14 protein-coding genes are annotated in these 22,515 nt (G+C 71.9%); 12 read left to right on the plus strand and 2 right to left on the minus strand.

The window, feature by feature from the left end:
* Nucleotides 1–12 precede the first annotated feature (12 nt).
* The 9 genes from KOI35_RS32105 to KOI35_RS32145 are packed head-to-tail and all read left to right on the plus strand — an operon-like array spanning nt 13 to nt 10,141.
* The gene (locus tag KOI35_RS32105; protein WP_215792410.1) at nt 13–1,017 is read left to right on the plus strand and encodes an ABC transporter permease; all 1,005 of its coding nucleotides are present in this window, start codon (nt 13–15) and stop codon (nt 1,015–1,017) included.
* The gene (locus KOI35_RS32110; RefSeq protein WP_215792411.1) at nt 1,014–2,528 is read left to right on the plus strand and encodes a sugar ABC transporter ATP-binding protein; all 1,515 of its coding nucleotides are present in this window, start codon (nt 1,014–1,016) and stop codon (nt 2,526–2,528) included. The genes KOI35_RS32105 and KOI35_RS32110 overlap by 4 nt, the downstream gene beginning before the upstream one ends.
* The gene (locus KOI35_RS32115; RefSeq protein ID WP_215792412.1) at nt 2,525–4,006 is read left to right on the plus strand and encodes an aldehyde dehydrogenase family protein; all 1,482 of its coding nucleotides are present in this window, start codon (nt 2,525–2,527) and stop codon (nt 4,004–4,006) included. Before KOI35_RS32110 ends, KOI35_RS32115 begins: the two co-directional genes overlap by 4 nt.
* The gene (locus KOI35_RS32120; RefSeq protein ID WP_215792413.1) at nt 4,003–5,391 is read left to right on the plus strand and encodes an alpha/beta fold hydrolase; all 1,389 of its coding nucleotides are present in this window, start codon (nt 4,003–4,005) and stop codon (nt 5,389–5,391) included. Before KOI35_RS32115 ends, KOI35_RS32120 begins: the two co-directional genes overlap by 4 nt.
* Entirely contained in the window at nt 5,388–6,131 is a 744-nt protein-coding gene (locus KOI35_RS32125) for a maleate cis-trans isomerase family protein (RefSeq protein ID WP_246614069.1), read from the plus strand. The genes KOI35_RS32120 and KOI35_RS32125 overlap by 4 nt, the downstream gene beginning before the upstream one ends.
* 2 nt (nt 6,132–6,133) lie before the next feature.
* The gene (locus tag KOI35_RS32130; RefSeq protein ID WP_215792414.1) at nt 6,134–6,919 is read left to right on the plus strand and encodes an IclR family transcriptional regulator; all 786 of its coding nucleotides are present in this window, start codon (nt 6,134–6,136) and stop codon (nt 6,917–6,919) included.
* A complete protein-coding gene (locus tag KOI35_RS32135) occupies nt 6,916–8,403 on the plus strand; it encodes an aldehyde dehydrogenase family protein (RefSeq protein ID WP_308121239.1) in 1,488 nt (495 codons plus the stop codon). The genes KOI35_RS32130 and KOI35_RS32135 overlap by 4 nt, the downstream gene beginning before the upstream one ends.
* A complete protein-coding gene (locus KOI35_RS32140; protein WP_215792415.1) occupies nt 8,400–9,410 on the plus strand; it encodes a zinc-dependent alcohol dehydrogenase in 1,011 nt (336 codons plus the stop codon). Before KOI35_RS32135 ends, KOI35_RS32140 begins: the two co-directional genes overlap by 4 nt.
* Nucleotides 9,404–10,141 (plus strand): SDR family oxidoreductase, encoded by a 738-nt coding sequence (locus tag KOI35_RS32145; protein WP_215792416.1) that lies wholly within the window; start codon nt 9,404–9,406, stop codon nt 10,139–10,141. Before KOI35_RS32140 ends, KOI35_RS32145 begins: the two co-directional genes overlap by 7 nt.
* Before the next feature lie 2 nt (nt 10,142–10,143).
* Here the strand turns inward: KOI35_RS32145 and KOI35_RS32150 are convergent, their stop codons facing one another.
* Nucleotides 10,144–10,845, minus strand: coding sequence for a M24 family metallopeptidase (locus tag KOI35_RS32150; RefSeq protein WP_308121240.1), 702 nt, complete (start codon nt 10,843–10,845; stop codon nt 10,144–10,146).
* Between the two features lie 126 nt (nt 10,846–10,971).
* On the opposite strand from KOI35_RS32150, the gene KOI35_RS32155 reads away from it, so the two are divergent.
* Both KOI35_RS32155 and KOI35_RS32160 read left to right on the plus strand, forming a co-directional pair.
* Complete coding sequence (locus KOI35_RS32155; protein WP_215792418.1) at nt 10,972–11,844, plus strand: NADP-dependent oxidoreductase; 873 nt, start codon at nt 10,972–10,974, stop codon at nt 11,842–11,844.
* 19 nt (nt 11,845–11,863) lie between these two features.
* Entirely contained in the window at nt 11,864–12,364 is a 501-nt protein-coding gene (locus KOI35_RS32160) for a cupin domain-containing protein (RefSeq protein ID WP_215792419.1), read from the plus strand.
* A 47-nt stretch (nt 12,365–12,411) separates the two neighbouring features.
* Here the strand turns inward: KOI35_RS32160 and fusA are convergent, their stop codons facing one another.
* The gene (gene fusA, locus KOI35_RS32165; RefSeq protein WP_308121241.1) at nt 12,412–14,313 is read right to left on the minus strand and encodes an elongation factor G; all 1,902 of its coding nucleotides are present in this window, start codon (nt 14,311–14,313) and stop codon (nt 12,412–12,414) included.
* A 413-nt stretch (nt 14,314–14,726) separates the two neighbouring features.
* Between fusA and KOI35_RS32170 the strand changes: the two genes are divergently transcribed.
* Nucleotides 14,727–22,502: a CHAT domain-containing tetratricopeptide repeat protein gene (locus KOI35_RS32170; RefSeq protein WP_215792421.1), complete on the plus strand. Its 7,776-nt coding sequence runs from the start codon at nt 14,727–14,729 to the stop codon at nt 22,500–22,502.
* The last annotated feature ends 13 nt before the right edge of the window (nt 22,503–22,515 follow it).

Genomic DNA, 22,515 nt, shown 5'->3' on the forward strand with positions numbered 1-22,515 from the left:
GGAGCACCAGCGATGACAGTGGACAGCGACGCGCGTCCGGAGGCCCCGCCCCGCGCGAAGGATTCCACGGGCACCCGGCTCTGGAACGGGCCGTCGTGGGAGCGGTGGATCCTGCCCGGCGTGTTCGTCCTGACCGTCGCGTTCTTCACGATCGCCCGGCCCGGCGCGTTCTTCACGGTGAGCAACGGCCGCTCCCTGCTGCAGCAGAACGCACCACTGCTCATCGTGCTCGGCGGGCTGTGCGTGGTGCTGGCGATGCGGGAGTTCGACCTGTCGTTCGCCTCCATCGCCGGCGCCAGCGGCGCGCTGACCGTCCAGGCGCTGGTGCTGTTCAACGCCACGGTCTGGTCGGCGGTCTTCTACGGCGTCGCGCTCGGCCTGCTGCTCGGCGCGGTCAACGGCGTACTGGTCGGCTATCTGCGGGTGCCGTCGTTCATCGGCACCCTGGCCACCGGCTCGATCATCCAGGGCGTGATGCAGGCGATCGCCTACCAGACCGTGTTCGAGGGCATCCCGGACGAGTACCTCGACCTCACACTGACCCGCTTCCTCGGCGTGCCGGTCAACCTGATCGTCATCGGCCTGGTGCTGCTGGTCATCGGGGCGGTGCTGCGCTACTCGGTGTTCGGCCGGCAGGCGGCGGCGATCGGCGACAACCCGGACGCGGCCCGTATCGCCGGGGTCAACGTGCGGCTGTCCAAGCTGATCGGCTTCACCATCAGCGGCGCCTGCGCCGGCGTGGCCGGGGTGCTGCTCACCTCGACCGCGGGCCAGTACTACCCCGACCCGGGGGCGGCGCTGCTGCTGGCCGCCTACGCCGCCGCCTACCTGAGCCTGTCGCTGGGCCGGGGCTGGCGCTTCAACGTGGGCGGGGCGCTGCTCGGCGCGGTCTTCCTGGCCTGCGTCACCACCGGCGTGACGATGATGAACTACCCGAGCTGGCTCAGCCAGTTCCTGCAGGGCCTGGTGCTGCTGACCGCGGTGTTCCTGCTGACCCGGCGCCAGGTGGCCCGATGAGCGCCTGGTTCACCGCGAGCGGGCTGCACAAGCAGTTCGGCTCGATGGTGGCGATCAGCCAGGCCGACCTGGCACTCGGGGCGGGCGAGGTACGCGGCGTGGTCGGACCCAACGGCGCCGGCAAGTCGACGCTGATGCAGCTCATCGCCGGCTCGCTGACCCCGGAGCACGGCGAGATGCGCATCGACGGGGCGCCGGTGACCTTCCGGCGCCCCGTCGACGCCATCGCGGCCGGCATCGCCCTGGTGCCGCAGGAGATGCGGCTCGCGCCCAACCTGAGCGTGGCCGACAACGTGGTGCTGGGCAACGAGCCGCGGCGGGCCGGCTTCGTCAGCGCCCGCCGCTCCCGGCAGATGGCCGTCCGCGCCCTCGACCGGCTCGGTGCCGCGTTCGACCCGGACGCCCCGGTCACCTCGCTCAGCCCGGTCGACCGGCGGTTGGTCATGGTGGCCCGGGCCCTGGCCCGCGACGCCCGGCTGGTCATCCTGGACGAGCCGACGGCCGCGCTGGCACCCCAGGAGGCCGGGGCGATCCTGGCCGCGGTACGCACCATCGCCGGCACCGGGGTCGCGTTCCTGTACGTCTCGCACCGTTTCGACGACATCGAGCAGGTCGCCGACGCGGTCACCGGGGTCCGCGACGCCCGGGTCGTCGCCGATCTGCCGAAAGACAAGATCAACCGGGCTACGCTCGTCTCGCTGGTCAGCCCGGTCGACGAGCTGTCGCACGCGGTGCCGCCCCGGCCCGCCGCGGCCGCCGTGGCCGGCTCGACCGTGCTGACGGTCGAGGACCTGACCGGTGGGCCTCTGCAGGGCGTGTCGTTCCGGGTCGGCGCGGGCGAGATCGTCGGCCTGGCCGGGCTCTCCGGCTCGGGCGCGGACGAGGTGATGGCCATGGTGGCGGGCATCGACGGTCGGACGGGCGGGACGGTGACCGTACGGGAGAAGGCTCTTCCGTCCGGAGACCGGGTGCGCGCCGTGCGGGCCGGGGTGGCCTACGTGCCCGGCAACCGGGCGCTGGCCGTGCTGCCCAATCACGACGTCCGCTCCAACGTGAGCATCAGCAACCTGCCCGCGTACGGGAAATGGGGTGTGCCCGCCCCGAAGCGGGAGACCGCCACCGTGCGCGCGTTGACCGCAGCCGTGCGGCTCGACGGCGCGCTCGGCCGGCCGATCTCCGCGCTGTCCGGCGGCAACCAGCAGAAGGCGGTGTTCGCGCGCTGGATGGCCCGTGACTGCGCGGCACTGCTGCTGCACGACCCCACCGCCGGCGTCGACGTGCGGGCCCGCGCCGAGATCCACCAGCGGGTCCGCGAACTCGCCGCGACCGGGATCGGCGTCCTGGTCGTGACCACCGACCTGCCCGAGCTCATCGAGCTGTGCGACCGCGTCCTGGTGCTCGATCGGGGCGCGCTCGTGGCCGAACTGCCGGGCGACGGACTCACCGAGCCGGCCGTGCTGGCGGCCATGGTCTCGGCACCATCGGAAGAACAGAACGGAAGGCGCTCATGACCACGTACTCCCGCCTCTACCACTGGATCGACGGCAAGCAGGTCGCGCCGGCGTCCGACGGTGTCATCGATCTGATCAACCCGACCACCGAGCAGCTGCTGGGCCGGGTGCCGGCGGGCACGGCCGAGGACGTCGACCGGGCCGTCCGGGTCGCCGTCGCCGCCTTCCCGGCCTGGTCGGCCACCACCCCGGCCGACCGGGCGGCCGTCCTGGCCCGCGCCGTCGAGGGCATGGAACGGCAGGGCAAGGCCCTGGCCGAGACGATCACGGCCGAGGTCGGCGCGCCCGACAAGATCTCGCTCAGCGCGCAGGTCGGCTTCCCGCTCAACGTGCTCAAGTCGCACGTCGACATCCTGCGCACCTTCACCTGGGACGACCACATCGCCAACTCGCTGATCCTCAAGGAGGCGGTCGGCGTCGTCGGCGCGATCAGCCCCTGGAACTTCCCGATCCAGCTGGTCATGGCCAAGCTGGCCCCGGCCCTGGCCGCGGGCTGCACGATCGTGCTCAAGCCGAGCGAGTACACGCCGCTGACCGCGTACATGCTGGCCGAGATCTTCCAGGAGGCCGGCCTGCCCGACGGCGTGTTCAACATCGTCTGCGGTACGGGCCCGGTGGTGGGCGAGGCCATCTCGCGGCACCCGCTGGTCAACATGGTGTCGATGACCGGTTCGACCCGGGCCGGCCGGCAGGTGTTCGCGGCGGCCAGCGAGACGGTCAAGCGCATGCACCTCGAGCTCGGTGGCAAGAGTGCCAGCCTGATCCTGCCCGACGCCGACTTCGAGAAGGCCGTGCGGACCACGGTCGATCAGGCCTACTTCAACTCCGGGCAGGCCTGCCTGGCCTGGAGCCGGATGCTCGTCCCGGACGACCGCATGTCCGAGGCGGCCGAGATCGCGGCCGACCAGGCTGCTCAGTACCGCAGCGGCGACCCGGCGTCGAGCGACACCGACCTGGGCCCGCAGCAGAACAGGGCCTGCTTCGACCGGGTGCAGGAGTACATCGGCGGCGCGATCGACTCGGACGCGAAGCTGGTGGCCGGTGGCCTGGGCCGCCCCGACGGCATCGACCGGGGATGGTTCGTCAAGCCGACCGTGTTCGCCGGGGTCAAGCCGGGCGACCGGATCGCCCAGGAGGAGGTGTTCGGCCCGGTCATGTCGATCCTCGGCTACGACACCCCGGACGAGGGCGTGGCCATCGCCAACGACTCCATCTTCGGCCTGCACGGCGCGGTGTGGGCGGCCGACGAGCAGGCCGCCCTGCCCTACGTGAAGCAGCTGCGCACCGGCCGGATCGACGTCAACGGGGCCAAGACCAACCTGGTGTCGCCGTTCGGCGGGTACAAGCAGTCCGGCTTCGGCCGCGAGCTGGGCGTCTACGGCTTCGAGGCCTACCTCGAGATCAAGTCGGTGCAGCTGGCCGGCGACGACACCGGCGGCCTCGAGGCCGGCATCCGGGTGCGGGAGGAGCAGGGGTGATCGCGCGACCGCGTCCGGAACCGGCTGTCCGAGCCGGGGTTCCCGGCTATGTGACCGTCGGCGAGGGCGCGGTCCACGTGCGGGTCTTCGGGCACGCCGGCCTACCGCCGCTGATACTGCTGCACGACTCCCCCGGCTCGTCCGCCGCCCTGGCGCCAATGGCCGTCCGGCTGGCCGATCGCTTCCGAGTGGTCACCATCGATCTACCGGGGCACGGCGGCACCACTGTTCCGGCTTCTTCCGCCCCGGCGTCCTCCGCGGCGCGGACGGTGGCCGAGGTGCTGGAGACACTCGGTCTGGCCGGGGCTCCGACAGCGGGGCTCGGGTACGGGGCACGCGTGGTGGCTCATCTCAGCGGTCCTAACCGGTGGGTGGCTCGGGGCACGACTCCGGCAACGGCGCCGGTGCCGCCACCGGGGGTCGGTCACCTGATCGACACCTGGTGGCGGATGCGCCCCTTTGTCGACGGCACGCCGGCCGACCTCAACGAGGTGGTCGCCGACGTCCTGGGCCGTCCGTCGTTCACCCCGTCCCACGAGCCCTTCGACCCGGGCGGAGCGGTCGAACTGCCGGCTTGGTCGGTGGCCGGTCTTTCGCAGATCAACCCCGTTTCCCGTACGGCGGCAGCCCTCGGCAACCGCATCGGCGCCGTGGGCTACGCCGGTGGTGTGCACTACCGGACGGCCGGCTGGCACCACGGTGGGCGCCCGCTGATCGTGCTGCCGCCCGCGCCCGGATCCAGCACGAAGGTCGTGCCGCTGGCCGAGGAGCTCGGCCGGACCCGGCCCGTGCTGACCGTCGACTACCCGGGGCACGGCCGCTCGGTCCCGCTCGGCGTCGACCGGGCCGGTTGTGAGTCGTACGCGGACCGGATCGAAGCCTTCGCCACCGAACTCGACCTGGCCGAGGTGGACGTCCTCGGCATCCACTCCGGAGCGCTGCTCGCCCTGCTGTGGCAGCGCCGCCACCCGGACCGGGTGCGTCACCTCATCCTCGACGGGCTGCCCCTGGGCTCGGCCTTCGCGCACCTCGACCTGGACGCCTATCTGCCCGACCTCACGCCCGACCCCGACGGCCACCACGTGCTACGGGCCTGGGCCAAGGGCCACGACCGCGACCGGGCCACCGCGTGGACGGCCGACCTGCTGCGCGGCGCCACCACGTACGACGTCCTCTATCGGGCCGTGCTCACCTATGCCGTCGAGCGCCAGCCGCCCGGCCCGGTCACGCCCACGCTTTTGCTGCGCACCGCCGGCGACCCGCTGGCCCGCGACCTCGACCGGGTGCGCGAGCTGCTGCCGCACGCCCGTGTCGCCGACGCCACCCCCGCCACCACGGCCGCCGTGGTGGACCAGCACCTCACTTTCACCGGGAGCACCCTTTGACGACCACCCTCGCCCCCCGCGCCGTGTTCGGCGTGATCGTGCCGTCCACCAACACGGTGGTCGAGGACGAGTACAACCTCATGCGCCCGCCCGGCATCTCGGTGCACGCCGGCCGGATCCACATGCGCAACGAGAGCCTGGCCGGTGACGAGCGCTTCGAGCAGTTCCTCGAGGAGCTACGCCTGGAACTCGGCGGCGCCATCGACCGGGTGATGACGGTCAAGCCGGACGGCATGATCATGGGGATGTCGGCCGAGACGTTCTGGGGTGGCGTCGAGGGCAGCGAGAAGTTCACCGCCTGGGTGCAGGAGCGCTGCGGCCTGACCCCGGCCACCGGCGCCGCGGCCTGCGGGGCGGCGTTGCGCGAGCTCGGCGCCCGCCGGATCGGGGTGATCACCCCGTACCAACCGGTCGGCGACGAGCAGGTGCGGCAGTTCTTCGAGGGGCTCGGCTTCGAGGTCGAGACCGTGCTCGGGCTCAAGTGCCCGTCCGCCACCTCGATCGCCGAAGTGCCGTTGGACGAGGTGGAGCGGGCCTTCCGGGCCGTCAACTCGTCCCAGGTGGACGCCCTCGTGCAGGCCGGCACCAACCTGCCGGCCGTGTCGGTGGCGGCCGACCTCGAGGCGCGGCTGGGCAAGCCGGTCCTGGCGATCAACGCCGTGACGTTCTGGCACGCGTTGCGCCAGAACGGATTCACTGATCGGATCTCCGGATTCGGCCGGTTGCTGGAGGAGCGGTAGACATGCAGAAGTCCGAGGAGACGGCCCGCAGCGGCTCCGGGAACGAGAGCTCGCGCAAGCTGCTGAGCCTGCTGTTCTCGTTCACCGAGGAGAACCACACGCAGTCGGTCAACGACCTCGCGGCCTATCTGGGCGCCCCGGTCAGCACGGTCTACCGCTACGTCGGGCTGCTGCGCGAGTTCGGCATCCTCGAGGAGGCCGAGCGGGGCCGATACCAGGTCTCGATGCGTGCGGTCGGGCTGGCCCGGGCCGCCCGGGCCGCGGCCGGCGGGGTCGCTGCGATCGCCCGGCCCTACCTCGACCAGCTGGCCCGCGAGACCGGCGAGACCGCCCTCATCGTCAAGCGGATCGGCCACTCGGTGGTCGCGGTCGACATCGCCGAATCGCATCAGGCGGTGCGGCTGCGGTTCGAGCGTGGCGCGCTGATGTCGCTGCACCAGGGCGCGGCGGCCCGGCTGCTGCTGGCCACCATGCCGCCGGCCCAGCGCCAGGCCTACTACCGGGCGGTGCGCGGCACCACCGGCGAGATCGCCGGCCTGCCCGACGAGGCCGAGCTGCGCGCGGTCGCCGCGCAGGGCTGGGCCGAGAGCTTCGGGCAGGTCGAGGAGGGCATCTGGGGCTGCTCGGCGGCCATCTTCGACGGCGGCGAGATGGTCGCGGCGCTGGCCGTGGCCGGGCCGCTGTACCGACTGTTCGACACCCGCCGGCAGGACATCATCAGCGCGGTCCGCCGCGTCGCCGACGAGATCAACGACGACCTGGCCGGTCGTCTGAAAGGCACGTCGTGAACCTTCCTCTGTGGATCAACGGGCAGCCGGTCCGGGGCACCGGCGAGATCGCCCGGGAGAATCCGGCCGACCCTTCCGAGCAGGTCGGCACGGTCCGGACGGCCGACGCCGCCCTCACCGGAGAGGCGGTCGGCGCGGCGGCCGCGGCGTTCGCCGGCTGGGCTCGGGTTCCGGTGGCCGAGCGGGTCGCCCGGGTCACCGAGGCCATCGTCGAGACGTCGACGGCCAACGGCGAGCGCGGGCCGCTGCTGAGCCGCGAGCTGGGCAAGGTGATCGGCGACGTGCAGGGCGAGCTCGGCTTCGCGCTGGCGCTGGCCCGGTACGACGGCCCGGTGGCCGAGCGCCTGTGCGCCGACCGGGTGCTGCACGACGACGAGGGCACGCTGATCACCACGGCCGACCCGTACGGCGTCATCGCCGCCATCACCCCGTGGAACGCCCCGGTCATCCTGGCCGCGCTCAAGGTGGTGCCCGGCCTGATGACCGGCAACACCATGGTGGTCAAGGGATCCCCGCTGGCCCCACTGGCTGTCACCGACTTCCTGTCCCAGGTCGCCCGGCGGCTGCCCGACGGCGTGCTGAACGTGGTCAACGGCGGCGCCGACGTCGGGCAGGCCCTGGTCGGCGACCCGCGGGTGGCCAAGGTCAGCTTCACCGGCGGCCTGGCCACCGCCCGGCACATCGCGGCCACCGCGGCCGAGCACGTGCGGCCGACCGTGATGGAGCTGGGCGGCAACGACGCGGCGATCTTCCTGCCGGACGCCGACCTGGACGTCGCGACGCTGCAGCGGGCGGTGTTCGGCTCGTTCCTGACCAGCGGCCAGGTGTGCATGGCGATCAAGCGGCTGCTGGTCCCGGCCGCGCGGCGCGACGAGTTCGTCGAGGCCTACCTGGAGGCGGCCCGCCGGGTGCTGCGCGTGGGCGACCCGCTCGACCCGCGGTCGACGATGGGCCCGGTCATCTCCCGCGAGCACCAGCAGCGGCTCACCGGCCTGGTGCAGTCGGCCCGTGACGCCGGCGCCACCGTGCACGAGTTGGGCGTCTACGAGCCGAGCAGCGACGACGGCTACTGGGTGCGCCCGACCCTGGTGCTCGGCCTCGACGACCGCCACCCGCTGGTCGCCGACGAGCAGTTCGGGCCGACCGTGCCGCTGCTCACCTACGACAGCGTGGACGAGGCGGTGGCCCGGGCCAACGGCGTCGATCAGGCTCTGGCGTCGTCGGTGTGGTCGGCCGACGAGCAGCGGGCGGTCGCGGTGGCGCGCCGGCTGGACGCCGGGTTCACCTTCATCAACTGCCACAACCGGGCCGGTACGTCGTTGCGGGCCTCCTTCGGTGGACGGCGGCACAGCGGGCACGGCCGCGAGTTCGGCGAGGCCGGTGTGGCCGAGTACGTGCAGAGCCACTCGATCAACAGCCCGGCCGCGATCCGGGAGAACCGGGCACTGGGCAACGCTTACCCGGTGCCGGCGGCTGCCGGATGAGCGCCGGGGTGCGGGCCGGCGGCCGGGTCGCCCGGCTGACCGCGGCCGGGGTGATCACCCTGACCGACGACGCGGTCCCGTCGCCGGGTCCGGGTGAGGCGCTGATCCGGCTCACCGCCTGCGGGGTGTGCGGCACCGATGTGCACGCGTACGCGGGACGGCCCGCCGCCCTGCCGATCGTCCTCGGGCACGACGCGGCCGGGGTGGTCGACGCGCTCGGCCCCGGCACCGACAGCCCGGCCGCGATCGGCGAGCGGGTCACCATCGACCCCACGATCGCCTGCGGCGCCTGCGTCTACTGCACCCAGAGCCGGCCCCAGCTGTGCCTGGCCGGCGGCTACCTGGGCATGACCTGCGACGGCACGATGGCGTCGCGGATCGTGGTGCCGGCCCGCAACCTGGTGCCGCTGCCCGGCACCGTGACCGACGTCGACGCCACGGTGCTCGAGCCGATCGCGGTCGCCCTGCACGTGCTGGAACGGCTCGGCCCGTGGACCGCGAAACCGGTGGCCCGGGTCGTCGGCGGCGGCCCGCTCGGCATCATCGCGGCGCAGACCCTGAACTCGTACGGATGGGAGACCCTGGTGTTCGAACCCCTCGGCCACCGCCGGGAAGCGGGCCGGGCGGCCGGCCTCGACGTGCGGGACAGCAACGACGCCCCGGCCGGCGACCCCGCGGACGGTCCGGTGCTGGTCGTCGAGACCTCGGCCACGGCCGGCGGCGTCGCTCTGGCGAGCCGGCTGGCCACGCCCGGCTCGGCCATCGCCGTGGTCGGGCGGGCACCGGCCGACTTCGCCGCCGCCGATGTGCTCGGCCGGGAACTGACCGTCTTCGGCTCACGCGGCGGGTCGGGCACCTACCCACGGGCCGTCGAGCTGGTCCGCGACGGGCACGTGCGCCCGGCCGCAGTGGTGTCGCACCACTTCGGACTGGACGAGACCGGCGAGGCGATGCGGGCCGTCACCGAGCCCGGCACCACGGTGCTGCGGGCGGTGCTCGCATGCTGAGCGTCTTCATCCCCGGTGCCACCTCGGGCATCGGCTTAGGCCTGGCCCTGCGCCTGCGAGAGGCCGGAAGCACGGTCATCGTCGGCGGCCGCCGCACCGAGTTGCTGTACCGGATCCGCGCCGAGCACCCCGGCCTCGACACCGTCCGCATCGACACCTGCGACCCGGCCTCGATCACGGCCGCCGCCGCCGAGGTTCTCGAGCGGCACCCGCAGCTCGACACGCTGATCACGATGGCCGGCATCATGCTGACCGAGGATCTGCGCGACCCGTCCTTCCTGGCCACCGCCGAGGACACGGTGACCACCAACCTGCTCGGCCCGATCCGGCTGATCGCGGCTTTCCTGCCCGCCCTGCTGCAGCGTCCGCGAGCCACCGTGATGACGGTGACGTCCGGGCTGGCCTACGTGCCTCTGCCGGCGACGCCCACGTACAACGCGACGAAGGCGGCGATCCACTCCTTCAGCGAGAGCCTGCGCGTCCAGCTGCGGGGGACGTCGGTGCGGGTCGTCGAACTGGCCCCGCCCGGCGTGCGGACCACCCTGATGAACCAGGAGAACGACCCGACGGCGATGCCGCTGGACGAGTTCCTGGACGAGGTGATGAGCCTGCTGGCCAGCCGCCCGGACGCACCGCAGATCCTCGTCGAACGGGTCAAGTGGCTGCGCAACGCCGAGGCCGAGGGCCGCTACGCCGACGTGCTCGACGCCCTGAGCGGCCTCCACCGCTGACGTCAGGCCGGGGCGTGGCCGAGGTCCAGCAGTTCCTCGTGGAAGCCGCCGAAACCGCGGGCGCGGTCGATCACGTGGATCTCGAGAATCCAGTGGCACCGGCGCCCGGCCCGGTCGGGGCGGCGCATCGGCTGGTCGCTGCCCGGCGCGATGTAGAACTCGATGTCGTCGCCGTTGATGCGCTCGTGCGGGAACTCGCCGACCAGGTGTCCCGCGTACGGCGCCCCGTGTTCCCAGCCCGCCTCGGCGATCAGCCGGCGCACCTCGGCGCACAGCTGCTCGCCGGTGATGCCGGGTCGCTGCTCGAAACAGCGCCGACCGCCGTCCCAGATCCGGGGCAGATCGTCGCGCAGCCGGTGCTTGACCGGGTCGTCGCCGATCACGAACGTACGGCCGAAGTCGGCCTCCCAGTCGGCGAAGATCGGACCGAAGTCGCAGAACACGATGTCGTCCTCGGCGATCAGCCGGTCCGGCGGGTTGACCCGGTAGGGGTGCAGCGTGTTCGGGCCGGCCCGGACGATCCGCTTGTGCCAGAACTTCCGCACCCCGAACATCTCGTTGGCCAGTTCCCGGATCGTGTCGCTGACGGCCCGCTCGCCCCGCCCGGCCGCGATCAGGCCCCGGCGCTCGATCTCGCCGAACAGTTCGACCGCCTTGGCCTGCGCATCCAGTAGCCGCGCGGCCCGTTCGTCTTCCTCTGCCACCCCGGTCACGTTACTGACCACGCCCCTGTAAGGCGGCTCACACCGCTCATCACTTGCTTCGAGTTCGAAGCAGATTAGTGTTCGAGGTGCTTCGAGTTCGAAGCAACTCACGACAGGGAGCTTGACATGAAGGCAGTGCGTTTCCACTCGTACGGGGAACCGGCCGTTCTGATTCACGAAGACGTCGAGCGGCCCGTGGCCGGTGCCGGTCAGGTGCTGATCCGGGTTGCGGGCACCTCGTTCAACGGTGTCGACGGCAACATCCGGGCCGGGTTCATGCAGGGGCCGATCCCGGTCACGCTGCCGCACACGCCGGGCATCGACGTGTCGGGCACGGTCGCCGAGGTCGGCGCGGGCGTGACCGGTATCGCGGCCGGCGATCGGGTGATCGGGTTCCTGCCGATGACCGGGGACGGCGCGTCCGCGGAGTACGTCGTGGCCCCGGCCGAGATCCTCGCGCCGGCACCCACCACCGTGCCGCTGGCCGATGCGGCGGCGCTGCCCGCCGTGGGTCTGACCGCGTGGCAGGCGCTGTTCGAGCACGCCAAGCTGACCGCCGGTCAGCGCGTGCTGATCAACGGCGCGGCCGGGGCGGTCGGCGGCTACGCGGTTCAGCTGGCCGGGAGCGCCGGCGCCCACGTCATCGCCAAGACCGGCCCCGGCAGCATCGAGCTGACAGAGAAGGTCGACGTGGTGCTCAACCTCGCGCCGATCGAGCCGGCCGAGCTGGCCGGGCTCCTCGACCTGATCGGGGACGGCGGCGTGCTCGTCAACACCACGGTGTGGATGCCCGCCCCGAGTGACGAGCAACGCGGCGTACGGGGAATCGATCTTTATGTCCGTAGCGACGCGGCCCAGCTCGGGCACCTGGCCGAGTTGGTCGACGCCGGCGACCTGCGGATCGACGTCGCGCAGCGGTTCCCGCTGGCCGAGCTGCCCACCGTGCATGCGCAGGCCGCCGCCGGGCACCTGCACGGCAAGACCGTCATCACGATCTGAGCGACTGGAGAGCGCACCGATGATTCCCGCTGACGACCCGAACCGCTCGCTCACCGTGGCCAACCCCGACGACCCGGGTACGACCTTCATCTCGCTGGTCGGCAACACCTACGCCATGCTGATCACCGGCGAGCAGACCAACGGCCAGTACTGCCTGATCGACATGCGGGTGCCCGACGGCGGTGGCCCGCCCCCGCACCGGCACGACTTCGAGGAGATGTTCACGATTCTCGAGGGCGAGATCGAGTTCACCTTCCGCGGCGCGCAGCACATCGTACGGGCGGGCTCGACGGTCAACATCCCGGCCAACGCGCCGCACCACTTCCGCAACGTCTCCGGCGCCCCGGCCCGCATGCTCTGTATGTGCACCCCGGCCGGCCAGGACGAGTACTTCGCCCGGATCGGCGACGCCGTCGACGGCTGGGACGCGCCGCCGCCGCAGCTCTCCCCCGACGAGCAGGCCGAGCGGCGCCGGCTCGCGGGCGAACTGGCCTCGACGTACCGCAGCGAGTTCCTGTAGGCCGCCCGCACGGCGCCGGAGCACGGGGGCTCCGGCGCCGCGTTCGGTCAGGCCGCTCGACGGTAGCCGGCGGGCCGGGTGGTGAAGGTTCCGCGGCCGTGCGTACGGCTGCGCAACTGGGTCGCATAGCCGAACAGCTCGGCCAGCGGCACCACCGCGGTCACCGCCCGCCCGGTCGAGCCGGTGACCTGACCGCGGCGGGCGGACAGGTCACCGAGCACGGCGCCCAGAGCCTCGGCCGGTGCGGCCACCGTGACCTCGGCGACCGGCTCGAGCACGCTCAGCTCGCATCCGGCCAGCGCCGCCCGCAACCCGAACCGGCCCGCCGCCCGGAACGCCACCTCGGACGAGTCCTTCGGGTGGGTCGCGCCGTCGGTCAGGGTGACCGCGAGGCCCACCACCGGATGCCCGGCGAGCGGTCCGGCCACGAGGGCGTCCCGGCAACCGGCTTCGACCGCCCGGACGTACTCGCCCGGTACCCGCCCACCGGTCACGGTGGACGCGAACGAGAAGCCGGTGCCCTCGACCGGTTGGACGTCGAGCGTGACGTGGGCGAACTGACCGGGGCCGCCGTCCTGCTTGACGTGCCGGTAGAGCACCCCGGTCACGCCCCGCACGACCGCTTCCCGCAGCGCGACCTGCGGCCGGCCCACGGTCACCCGCAGACCGGTTGCCTGCTGCAGCCGCGTCACCGTCACCTCCAGATGCAGTTCGCCGAGCCCGGAGAGCAGGATCTGCCCGGTCTCGGAGTCCGTCCGTACGGCCAGCGAAGGGTCCTCGTCGACCAGCGCGGTCAGGGCCGGCAGCAGGCGTTGCGCGTCGGCCCGGGTCCGCGCTTCGACGGCGACCGACACCAGCGGCGGCGCCGTGACGGCCGCCTCCAGCAGCACCGGATGGTCGCGGGCCGACAGCGTCGTGCCGGCCCGGGCCTGTTTCAGCCCGGCCACCGCGACGATGTCACCGGCCACGGCCCGGTCGATGTCCTCGTGCCGGTCGGCCTGAACCCGCAGCACCCGGGCCACCCGTTCGGCCCGGCCCGCGCCCGCGTCCCACACCGTGTCCCCCTTGGCGATCACGCCGTCGTAGACCCGCACGTACGCCAGTCGCCCGGCCCGCTTGAACACCAGCGCCGCCAGGGACGCGTCCGGCCGGCCCGCCGGAGCCGGCAGGTAGTCGACCACGGCGTCGAGCAGCGGTTCGACGCCGACGTTGCGGTAGGCCGACCCGCACAGCACCACGACCGCGTCCCCGGCCCGGGTCAGTTCGCGCAGCGCCGCGCGCAGGGTGTCATCAGACATCGCGCCCAGCTCCTCCAGTGCCCCGGCATGCCGCTCGGCCACCTGTTCCTCCAGCTCCCGCCGGGCCTGCCGGGTGGCCGGATCGTCCGCCGGTTCCTCGTGCAGAACGCCGTCGGGCCAGGTGAGCCGGCGCATGCCGACCAGATCGACCACGCCGATGTGGCCGATCGGCACCTGCACGACCAGGGGCGTGGCCTCCAGCCGGTCGCGGATGGAGGCGACCGCCGCGGCGAAGTCGGCCCCGGCCCGGTCGAGCTTGTTGACGAAGGCGATCCGGGGCACGGCGTACCGGTCGGCCTGCCGCCACACCGATTCCGACTGCGGCTGCACCCCGGCGACAGCGTCGAAGACCGCGACCGCGCCGTCGAGCACGCGCAGCGACCGTTCCACCTCGTCGGCGAAGTCGACGTGGCCCGGGGTGTCGATCAGGTTCAGCCGGTGGCCGGCCCAGTCGCAGCTGACCGCGGCGGCGAAGATGGTGATGCCACGTTCGCGCTCCTGCGGGTCGAAGTCGGTGACCGTCGTGCCGTCGTGCACCTCACCGCGCTTGTAGGTGGCGCCGGTGCTGAACAGGATGCGTTCGGTCAGGGTGGTCTTTCCGGCATCGACGTGGGCGAGGATGCCGATATTGCGTACGCGCATGATCTCGATCTTTCGGCTGTGGTGTGGACGACGACAGCGCCCGCCCGGCCGCGATCAGAACAGCGGTCGGGAACGTCCAGCCCCGGTGGCGCGGCCGGAGCCGGGCACACCAGACACGAGGATCAGGTCGAATCGGCGGGTGGGCATGACTGCTCCTCCCGCACTCACGATGACCTCACAACGACAGTGCCGAGGATACGAACCGACGCCGATCCCCGTCCATCGGTATTCGGTCCGGCGTGACCAGCACCTGGACGCGTCGGCATCATCGGGTGTCGATCTTCGCGAATGTTCGCACAGGACGAAGGTCGCTCGCCATCCACGGTTCAGGTCACTCAACCGGCTGTATGGATCTGGGTGTTCCGGCTAGCCGGGCCGGACGATGGGTACGTCCACGGCTGAGTGGCGGAGGGAGCCGGTGGATGACCGACGACGGGCTCGACCAAGATCCGATTCGGATGCTCGCACGAGAGCAGATGGCGGTCGGATGGGGGCAGATGGCCGCGTACGGCCGGACCACCGATCCCGATCATCTGGACGCGGCGATCCGCGCCTGGGATACGGTCGTCGAACTGGGCCGCGCCTCCCCTTTCCCGGAGCTCGGCGCCGTGGAACGTGCGGCCGAGAACTGTTACCTGATGCGCTGGCGGCTCCGCCATGACACGGCTGACCTCGATCGCGTCCTCGCCGGGCGCCAGCACCTCGACAACCTGCCGGTTGACAGTCCCGACGACGCGGTTCTGCACCAGGCACTGGTGGCCGAGGCGCTGCAGGCAAGGTTCGACGAGCACGGCCGCATTGCTGATCTCGACGAATCGACCGACCGGCTACGGCAGGCCCTGGGCTCCAGTGGCGATGACAGTCAGTGGCGTCCGGTCATCGAGGCCCAGCTCCTCCGCAACGAGGTGACCCGGCGCATCCTGACGGACGAGCAGTTCACCGCCTCGATCTCCGCCATCGCCGGCGAGACGGACGACGAGCTCGTCCTCCAGATCCGCGCCATGGGCTATTTCATGCGGTATCGAGCCGGCGGCCCGCGAAGCGACGCCCGCGAAGCGATCGCTCTGTACGACCGGGCGATGCGGGTCGCCCCGGATCCCGAATCCGCCGCCAAGATCGAGCTCTCCGTCGGTGGCGTCCAGGCCGCCCTGTTCGAACGCACCGGCGCCGCAGCCGACCTGGATGAGGCGATCGCCCGGTACACGCGCGCGGTCGGCACACTCCGGGACACGAAGAAGTTCCGTGAAGGGCTGGTCCACCTGCTCAACGCCTGCACCACGCGAATCCAGGCCGGTATCGAGCCACCCGACCACGCCGCAGCGCTCGACGTCATGCGCCGCCATGTTGACGATGACCGCCTCGATGCGACGGCCCGGGTCCAGATCCGGATCAGCATCAGCTTCCAGCTGCAGCACCGGGCCCGCCATGATCGAAGCCGAGAGGACGTCACCGCGGCCGTGACCGAAGCCCGCCGGGCGGTCGCCGAGGCGGCCGGCACCGGGCAGGCCGCCGTCGCGCTGTCCCAGTTGGCCACCGCACTGGCCCTCAATCTGGAACTCTTCGGCGACGACTCCGATGTGCGGGAGACGGCCCGCGTGGCCGAGAAGGCGGCCAAGGGCTCGGCAGAGGACGATGCGGCGCGCGTCCTCCGCCATCTCAACGCCGCCCGCCTGTGGACCGCCGTCGGCCGGCGGGATCAGGATCGGACAGCCCTGGACCGGGCGCTCACCCTGCTGGCAGCGGTGGTCCACCTCGATCATGAGCTGCAGCCGGCCATCCTGCTCCAGGTGCAGCTGACGCGTCGCGAACGCCTCCGGGTGACCGAGGACCCGGCTGATCTGGACGCTGCCGTCGAGGCCGGGCTCGCGTTGTGGAACTCGCCGGCGTCCCAGGCCGGGGCGCATTCGATCCAGTCGGCCCTCGAGCTCGGCGAGATGCTGCGCCTGCGCGGGAGCCTCAACCGCAGTACCGCCGACCTCGAGGCGGCCTACCAGGTCGGCATGACGGTGGCGTCGATGTCGGCGGATGAGCAGTCCGACACGTCCGAGGTTCTGTACCGCATGGTGGCGCTCCCGTCCCGGGCGCTGTTCGATCTGACCGACGACTCCCATCATCTCGACCGGGCAATCGAAGCCGCCGCTCGCGCCACCGAGACCCCTACCGACCCGCACGACGCTGTGGAGTTCTGCATCGGTCTCGCCCAGATGCTGCGTGATCGATTCGACCGGCGGGAGAGCGGGACCGGCGACGACGATCTGCGAACGGCGATCCGGCACTACGAGACGGTGCTGGCCCGGCCCGATCTCGGGGACGACGACCGTCCACGGCTGCTGATCGAACTGGCGGGCACTCTCCACCTGGCCTTCCGGGCCGGCCACAGTCCGGCCGACGGCCGTACGGCGTTGACGCATGCCCGGGCCGCCGCCACGAGTTCCGCCGCCGGCGACCGGCTCCGTTCGCACGCGTGGGCGCTCTGCGCCGAACTGGCCGTCGCCTTCGTCGTGGCGTCCGATCCGTCGGTGACCGTCGACGACGCCGTCCGGTTCGGCCAGTCCGCCGTCGACACCGACGGCGCATCAGCGGGCGCCTACCCCCGATGGTCGCTCTATCGAGCGCTGGCCCTGAGGTACGACCGGAACAACGACGAGTCCGACTTCACCCGGGCTCTGGCCGCCTTGGCGCCGGTCGGTGCCGACGCCGGGAACGCCGACCGCGCCGACGCACTGGCCGACGCCGCGCGTCTCCATCACCTGCGTTACCGCCGGCGGCACGAGCGCCACGACCTCGATCGCGCGATCGACCTGCTGCGGGAGGCCGTCACGGCGGCCGGGCCGGAATCGGAGAACCTGATCCAGTGGGCCGCCGATCTGTACGACCTCCGTCGTACGACCCCCGCCGGCACGGAGGAGGCGGACGACAGCGAGGCGGGGCGGCATGCCATCGCCGCGCAGGAGCTGTCCGAGCAGTTCGGCGCCGGCCGTGATCCCGCCCTGGGCGAGTCGGCCGTCGCGGCGTGGTTCGCGGCTGCGCTCCTCGACCCGGACCGCTACGGACCGGGCCTGGCCGCCGCGGCCCGATCGGCCGTCAACGACACCGCCGACCTTCGCACGCTGCACGGCCTCTACTTTCGTCTCGCCTGGACGCAGGACCGGCCGACCTGGCCTCAGGAGGCCGTCGTCCTGGTGGAACTGCTCCGCCGGCGCTGGCGAGCCGGCCTGGAGCCCTCCGCCGCGGAGGCGCTGGCCACCGCCGCCCGACTGTTGCGGGGCCGGTCGACCGATCCGCGGCTCGTCCTGCATTGCGCCGACTCCCTGTTCGAGCTGTTCAGCCTGAGCGGGGAATCGTCCCAGCTGAGCGCGGCCATCGAGTCCTACCAGGCGGTACGACCGGATCCCGTGGAACCGGCCATGGCAGAGCACGTTCGCCGCCAGCTGGAGACCGCGCACAAGCACATCGACGATCCGTTGAACCGGGCGCGCGCCGCCGCCGACCGCGCCCACGCCGACTTTCTGGGCGACCAGTCGGCGGAGAGCTCGGCCGCACTGCTCGTGGCCACCCGTGCAGCGGTGGCTCTGGCCCCGGCCGGACACTCCGAGCACGCCAATCTGATGGCCAACGTGGCCAACGTGGCCAACGCCGCGCTCCTGGTCGCCCAGTTCACCCGCGACGCCGCGTCCGCGGGTGAGGCGGTCACCGCCGCGCGGGCGGCAGCCGGCGCCGCCGACACCGATCGCTTCCGGGCCAAGGGGAGGTACGCACTGGCCGCCGCCCTGATGCTGGCCGTGCGGACGTCTTTCGACGCCGACGCGCTGAAGGAGGCCCTGACCTTGGCGGCCGGGCTGCTCGACGACGAGTCGTACGCCGCCGCGGCCCAGGGCCTGATGGCCGAGCTCATGATGGACGGGCAGTCCGACGAGGACGGCGACCGCGACCTGCATCGCATCGTGCAGTACGCCCGCGAGGCGGTGGCCGGACTCGACGAGATGTCAGTCGCCCGCGACGGGACAGTCCTGACTCTCGTACGAGCCCTCTTCCGCCGGTTCGCGTCGACCCGGGACCTGGACGATCTGGCCGAGGCACTCCGTCAGATCGAGGTGGGCAACCGTGGCATCGCCGCCGGTGCCCGCCGCCTGGCCGACGGTCTGGACGACCCGTCCCGCCGTCCGCCTCCGGAGATCATCCTGGAAGGTCTGGAACCCGGAGCCGCCGACAAACTCGCCGAGCTCGCGGTCGGGCTGGTCCCGCTCGTCGACGACGACCTGGCCGAGTGGCTGATCGGCCTGCGTCTTCATCTGATCGATCCGGGCGTCGCCTCCCACGCCCGCCAGCGCTATCTGGTCAGCGCGGCCCGCGGGTTGAAGGACGAGCATCCGTCGCTGGCCCTGCGGTTCCTGCGACGCGCCACCGCCGAGCTGGCCGGGATGAACGACCGTGACGCGCGGACGGGCGCAGCTCAGGCCTGGTCGATGATCGGCGGGATCACGGAGTCGGCCGAGGACTGGCCGGCGGCCTTCGACGCCTACGAGCGCGCCCGGAACCTCTACCGCCACATGGGCGAGAGGGCCTCGGAGATCTACCAGCTGCGCGACATGGCGGTGGTGTGCACGAAGCGGGGCGATGAGGAGTCGGCGCTCGCCTACTTCGACGAGGCGCTCCGTGCGAACGAGGCCCTCCACAAGTCCGCGGGATCCGGGCCGGACACCCTCCAGCCGGAGTTGCTGATGCTGTCGGCCCCCAGCGCCGCGCCGGAGGAGTCGGCCCGGCGCATGGATCGTGCCATCGCGCTCTGGACGGCGGCCGGCAATCGGGGCCAGGCGCACCACGGCCACGTCTCGCGCGCGATGCTGGCCGTCGCTCAGCACGACGCCGCGACCGCCGTCCGCAATGCCCACGCCGCGGCCGACCTGGCCGCATCGGCCTCGATGGCCGAGGACAGCTATGTCGTCGTCTGGCGGTCGATGATGGGCGGCGGGATGACGGAGGAGGCCCGCGCCCTCGAGGAGCCGACCGCCGCCCTGTTCCGCCGCTCCGGAGAACTGCCGCGCGCGGCCCACGCGCTCTACAGCTTCGCCCTGGCTCGGCAGGCCGCCGGCGACCGGGACGGTGCCCTGTCGTCCATGGCCGCCGCGAAGCAGGAGTTCCAGGCGCTCGACGACCTGGACGGCGTCGCCGCGGTCGACGGCCGGATCGCCGGACTGCACCTCGAGTCCCGGGACTTCGATCAGGCGGTGGCCAGCTTCCGGAGCGCCGCCGAGCAGTTCGCCGCGGCCGGGAAGTGGGACAAAGCGGCGCTCGGCTATCGCAACGCCGCCATCCTGCGTCTCGACCTGGAGGTCACCGAGCCCGCTGCCCTCTCCTCGCAGAACCGCGAAGCCGCGCTGGCGGATCTCGACAAGGCCGACGAATTCGCCGAGCGCTCCGGCGATCCGTCCGTACGGCTGTACATCCTGCTCGGACGGGCCAAGCTCGACGGGGAGGCCGGCGACCACGCCCGGGCCGCGGAACGGCTGGCCGAGGCAACCCGCCTGGCCGGCGGCGATGCCCTGGCGACAGCAATGATCGAAGAAGTGAAAGCTGAGCTCGCCGAGGCACGCGGCGACCTGACCGGGGAGCAGGAGGCCCTGGAGAGCGCTCGCGACTACTTCGAGCGGGCGGGGAAACCAAGTTCGGCCGGAACCGTCGCTCGCCGGTTGGCGCTTGTCTACGAGAAGTCGGGCGACATCCGCCGCGCCCGGGCATCCATGCAGTTCGCCCTCGACAACGTCGACACCGACGACGCGGCGGACATCGCCCGGACCGTCCAATCAGTGACTTTCTCGTCACCGCGACTGCTCGACGCCATGCGGGCCAGGATCGCGCTCTGGGACCTCCGGCTGGGCGACGCGCGCCGGAGTCGCGAGGAGCTGGACGGGCTCTCGACGGAGCACCTGACTCCAGAACGACAGAGCTACTTCGCCGCCGATCGAGCGATACGAGCCGCCCACGACAGTGGCGATCTGGCGACCGCCCTCACCCTCGGGCAGGAGGCACTCTCCGTCACCTCGGATCCCGAACTGCGATCGCTGCTGCTGCACGATCTCAGCCCGACCGCGCGTAATCTCGGCCGGCTCGAGCTGGCCTACGACTACGCCAAGGAAGGTGCCGAGGTCACCGAGGACCCATCGCTCAAGATCGCCCACCTGCGGAACCTGGGATCGGCGGCCCGCGTCCGCGGACGCGTGGCGGAGGCGGTCGATGCGCTGGAGCAGGCGGCCGCCCTGATCCCGACCACCGACCGGTCCGAGCCGAGTAACGAGCTGGATGTGCTCAACTCGCTCGCCCTCGCCCTGATCGACAGCGGCGACTGGTCGAAGGCCCAGACAGTCATCGACGACGGCCTGCGCCTGGCCCGCTCGTCCGGGCAACGCCGCCACGAGGCATCTCTGCTGCAGAGCCGCGGGAACTTGAGCATGAAGCAGCACGACGTCGAAACCGCTTACGACGACTACCGGGAAAGCATCCGCATCCAGGAGGACCTCGGCGGGGACGACCAACTGGCCGGAGCGTACGCGAATCTCGGCCACGTCGAGTTCCTGCGCGGCCATCGGGAGGAGGCGCGCGAGCTGACCGAGCGGGCCCTGCTCGCCGAACGGCGGACCGGGCAACTGAACGGTGTCGTCCTCACTCTCCTGACGCTGGCGCAGATGGATGCCTACGGCGAGGTGGGCGAGGGTCACCTCGCCGAGGCTCTGGAGATCTCCCGGCGCAACGACTATCGAAGCGGCGTCGGCAATGCGCTTCTCGGCCTTGGCGCGGCCGCCCTCGTACGGGAGGACACCGCGACGGCCCTCGTCCGGTTCACCGAGGCGATCGAGGTCTTCCGGGAGATCGGTGAAACGCCCCAGCTGGTCATGAGTCTTCTGCAACGGAGCATCACCGCGTCCGAGACCGACGACCTGTCGCCGGCCCTTCTCGACGCCGAGGAAGCGGATCGCCTCCAGCGGACTGTGAGCGCGGGGCAGGAGTCCGCGCACGGACCCGGCGCTGCCGTTCTGGACCAGTTGATCACCTGCTATCTGCGGACCGGGCAGGCCGCCAAGGCATGGCGCCGCGTCGAGCAGAGCAAGGCTCGGGACCTGCTGGCTCAGCTTGATGCCGAGGAGCTGCCCGCTCCGGAGGACAACTCGTCGCCGAACGACCTCGACGCGATCGTGAGTCGCGGCCACATCGGACTGCTCGCGTTCTATCACGGCCAATCGATCGCGGCGACGCTGATCCACGGTCGCGGGATGGCCGAGCCGATCGCCGTACGGCGGATGAGACTGCCGGACGATGTGTTCGACGGCATACGGCGTGCGCACGGCGAACCAGCGCCGGCGATTCTCTATCTGCCGGCCGAGGACGGCGGCAAGAAGATCGTCCGAACCGACATGCGCCATCTGCCGTACGTGGCGCTGATCGGAGACCTGGAGCCCGCCATCGCTGACGGTTCGGAGCTGCTCTACCTGCTGCCGCACCGGCAACTGAACCAGATACCGCTGCACGCCCTCGGTCCGGACGGGGGCACCCTTCTCGACCGGGCACCGGTGGCCTACGCCCCGTCGGCCGCGGTGCTCCGCCGCTTGCTCGATCGTCCCCGAGCCGGAGCGGACCAGCCGTCACTGGTGCTGGGATACGCGTCGCCGGACGGCCGGGACGCGGCTGTCGAGATCGAGGGCACCACCGTGGACGTGGCCGCCCAACTGGGAGTCGACCCGCAATGGGGGACCAGAGCGACGCGCAGCCGGATCGCGGGGACGTGGCGCGTCCTCCACCTGTCGGGACACGGGGTGTTCCATCAGCACGATCCGCTGGGCTCGGGAATTCACCTGGCGGACGGTCTCCTCACCGCCCGCGAGATCATGCGTATGCGGATCGACGCCGACCTCGTGGTCCTCGCGGCCTGCGAGAGCGGGCTCAGCGGGCCGGACGACACGGTCGACGCCGCCGGTCTGGGTCACGCCCTGCTGTACGCGGGAGCGCGATGCGCCCTCCTGACGCTCTGGCCGGTCGGGGCCGAGACGACGCGGACACTGCTCGGCTTCTTCTACACGAATCTGCTGGCCGGTCAGTCCAAGGCGGCGGCGCTGCGGCACGCCGTGCTCGACCTGCGGCGGCTCCCGGGCAAGGACCAGCCCTCCGTCTGGGGTGCCTACATCCTGCTCGGCGACGCGGGCTGACCGGCGGGCCGGC

The organism is Paractinoplanes bogorensis (assembly GCF_018829635.1).
GTDB classification, from domain to species: Bacteria; Actinomycetota; Actinomycetes; order Mycobacteriales; family Micromonosporaceae; genus Actinoplanes; species Actinoplanes bogorensis.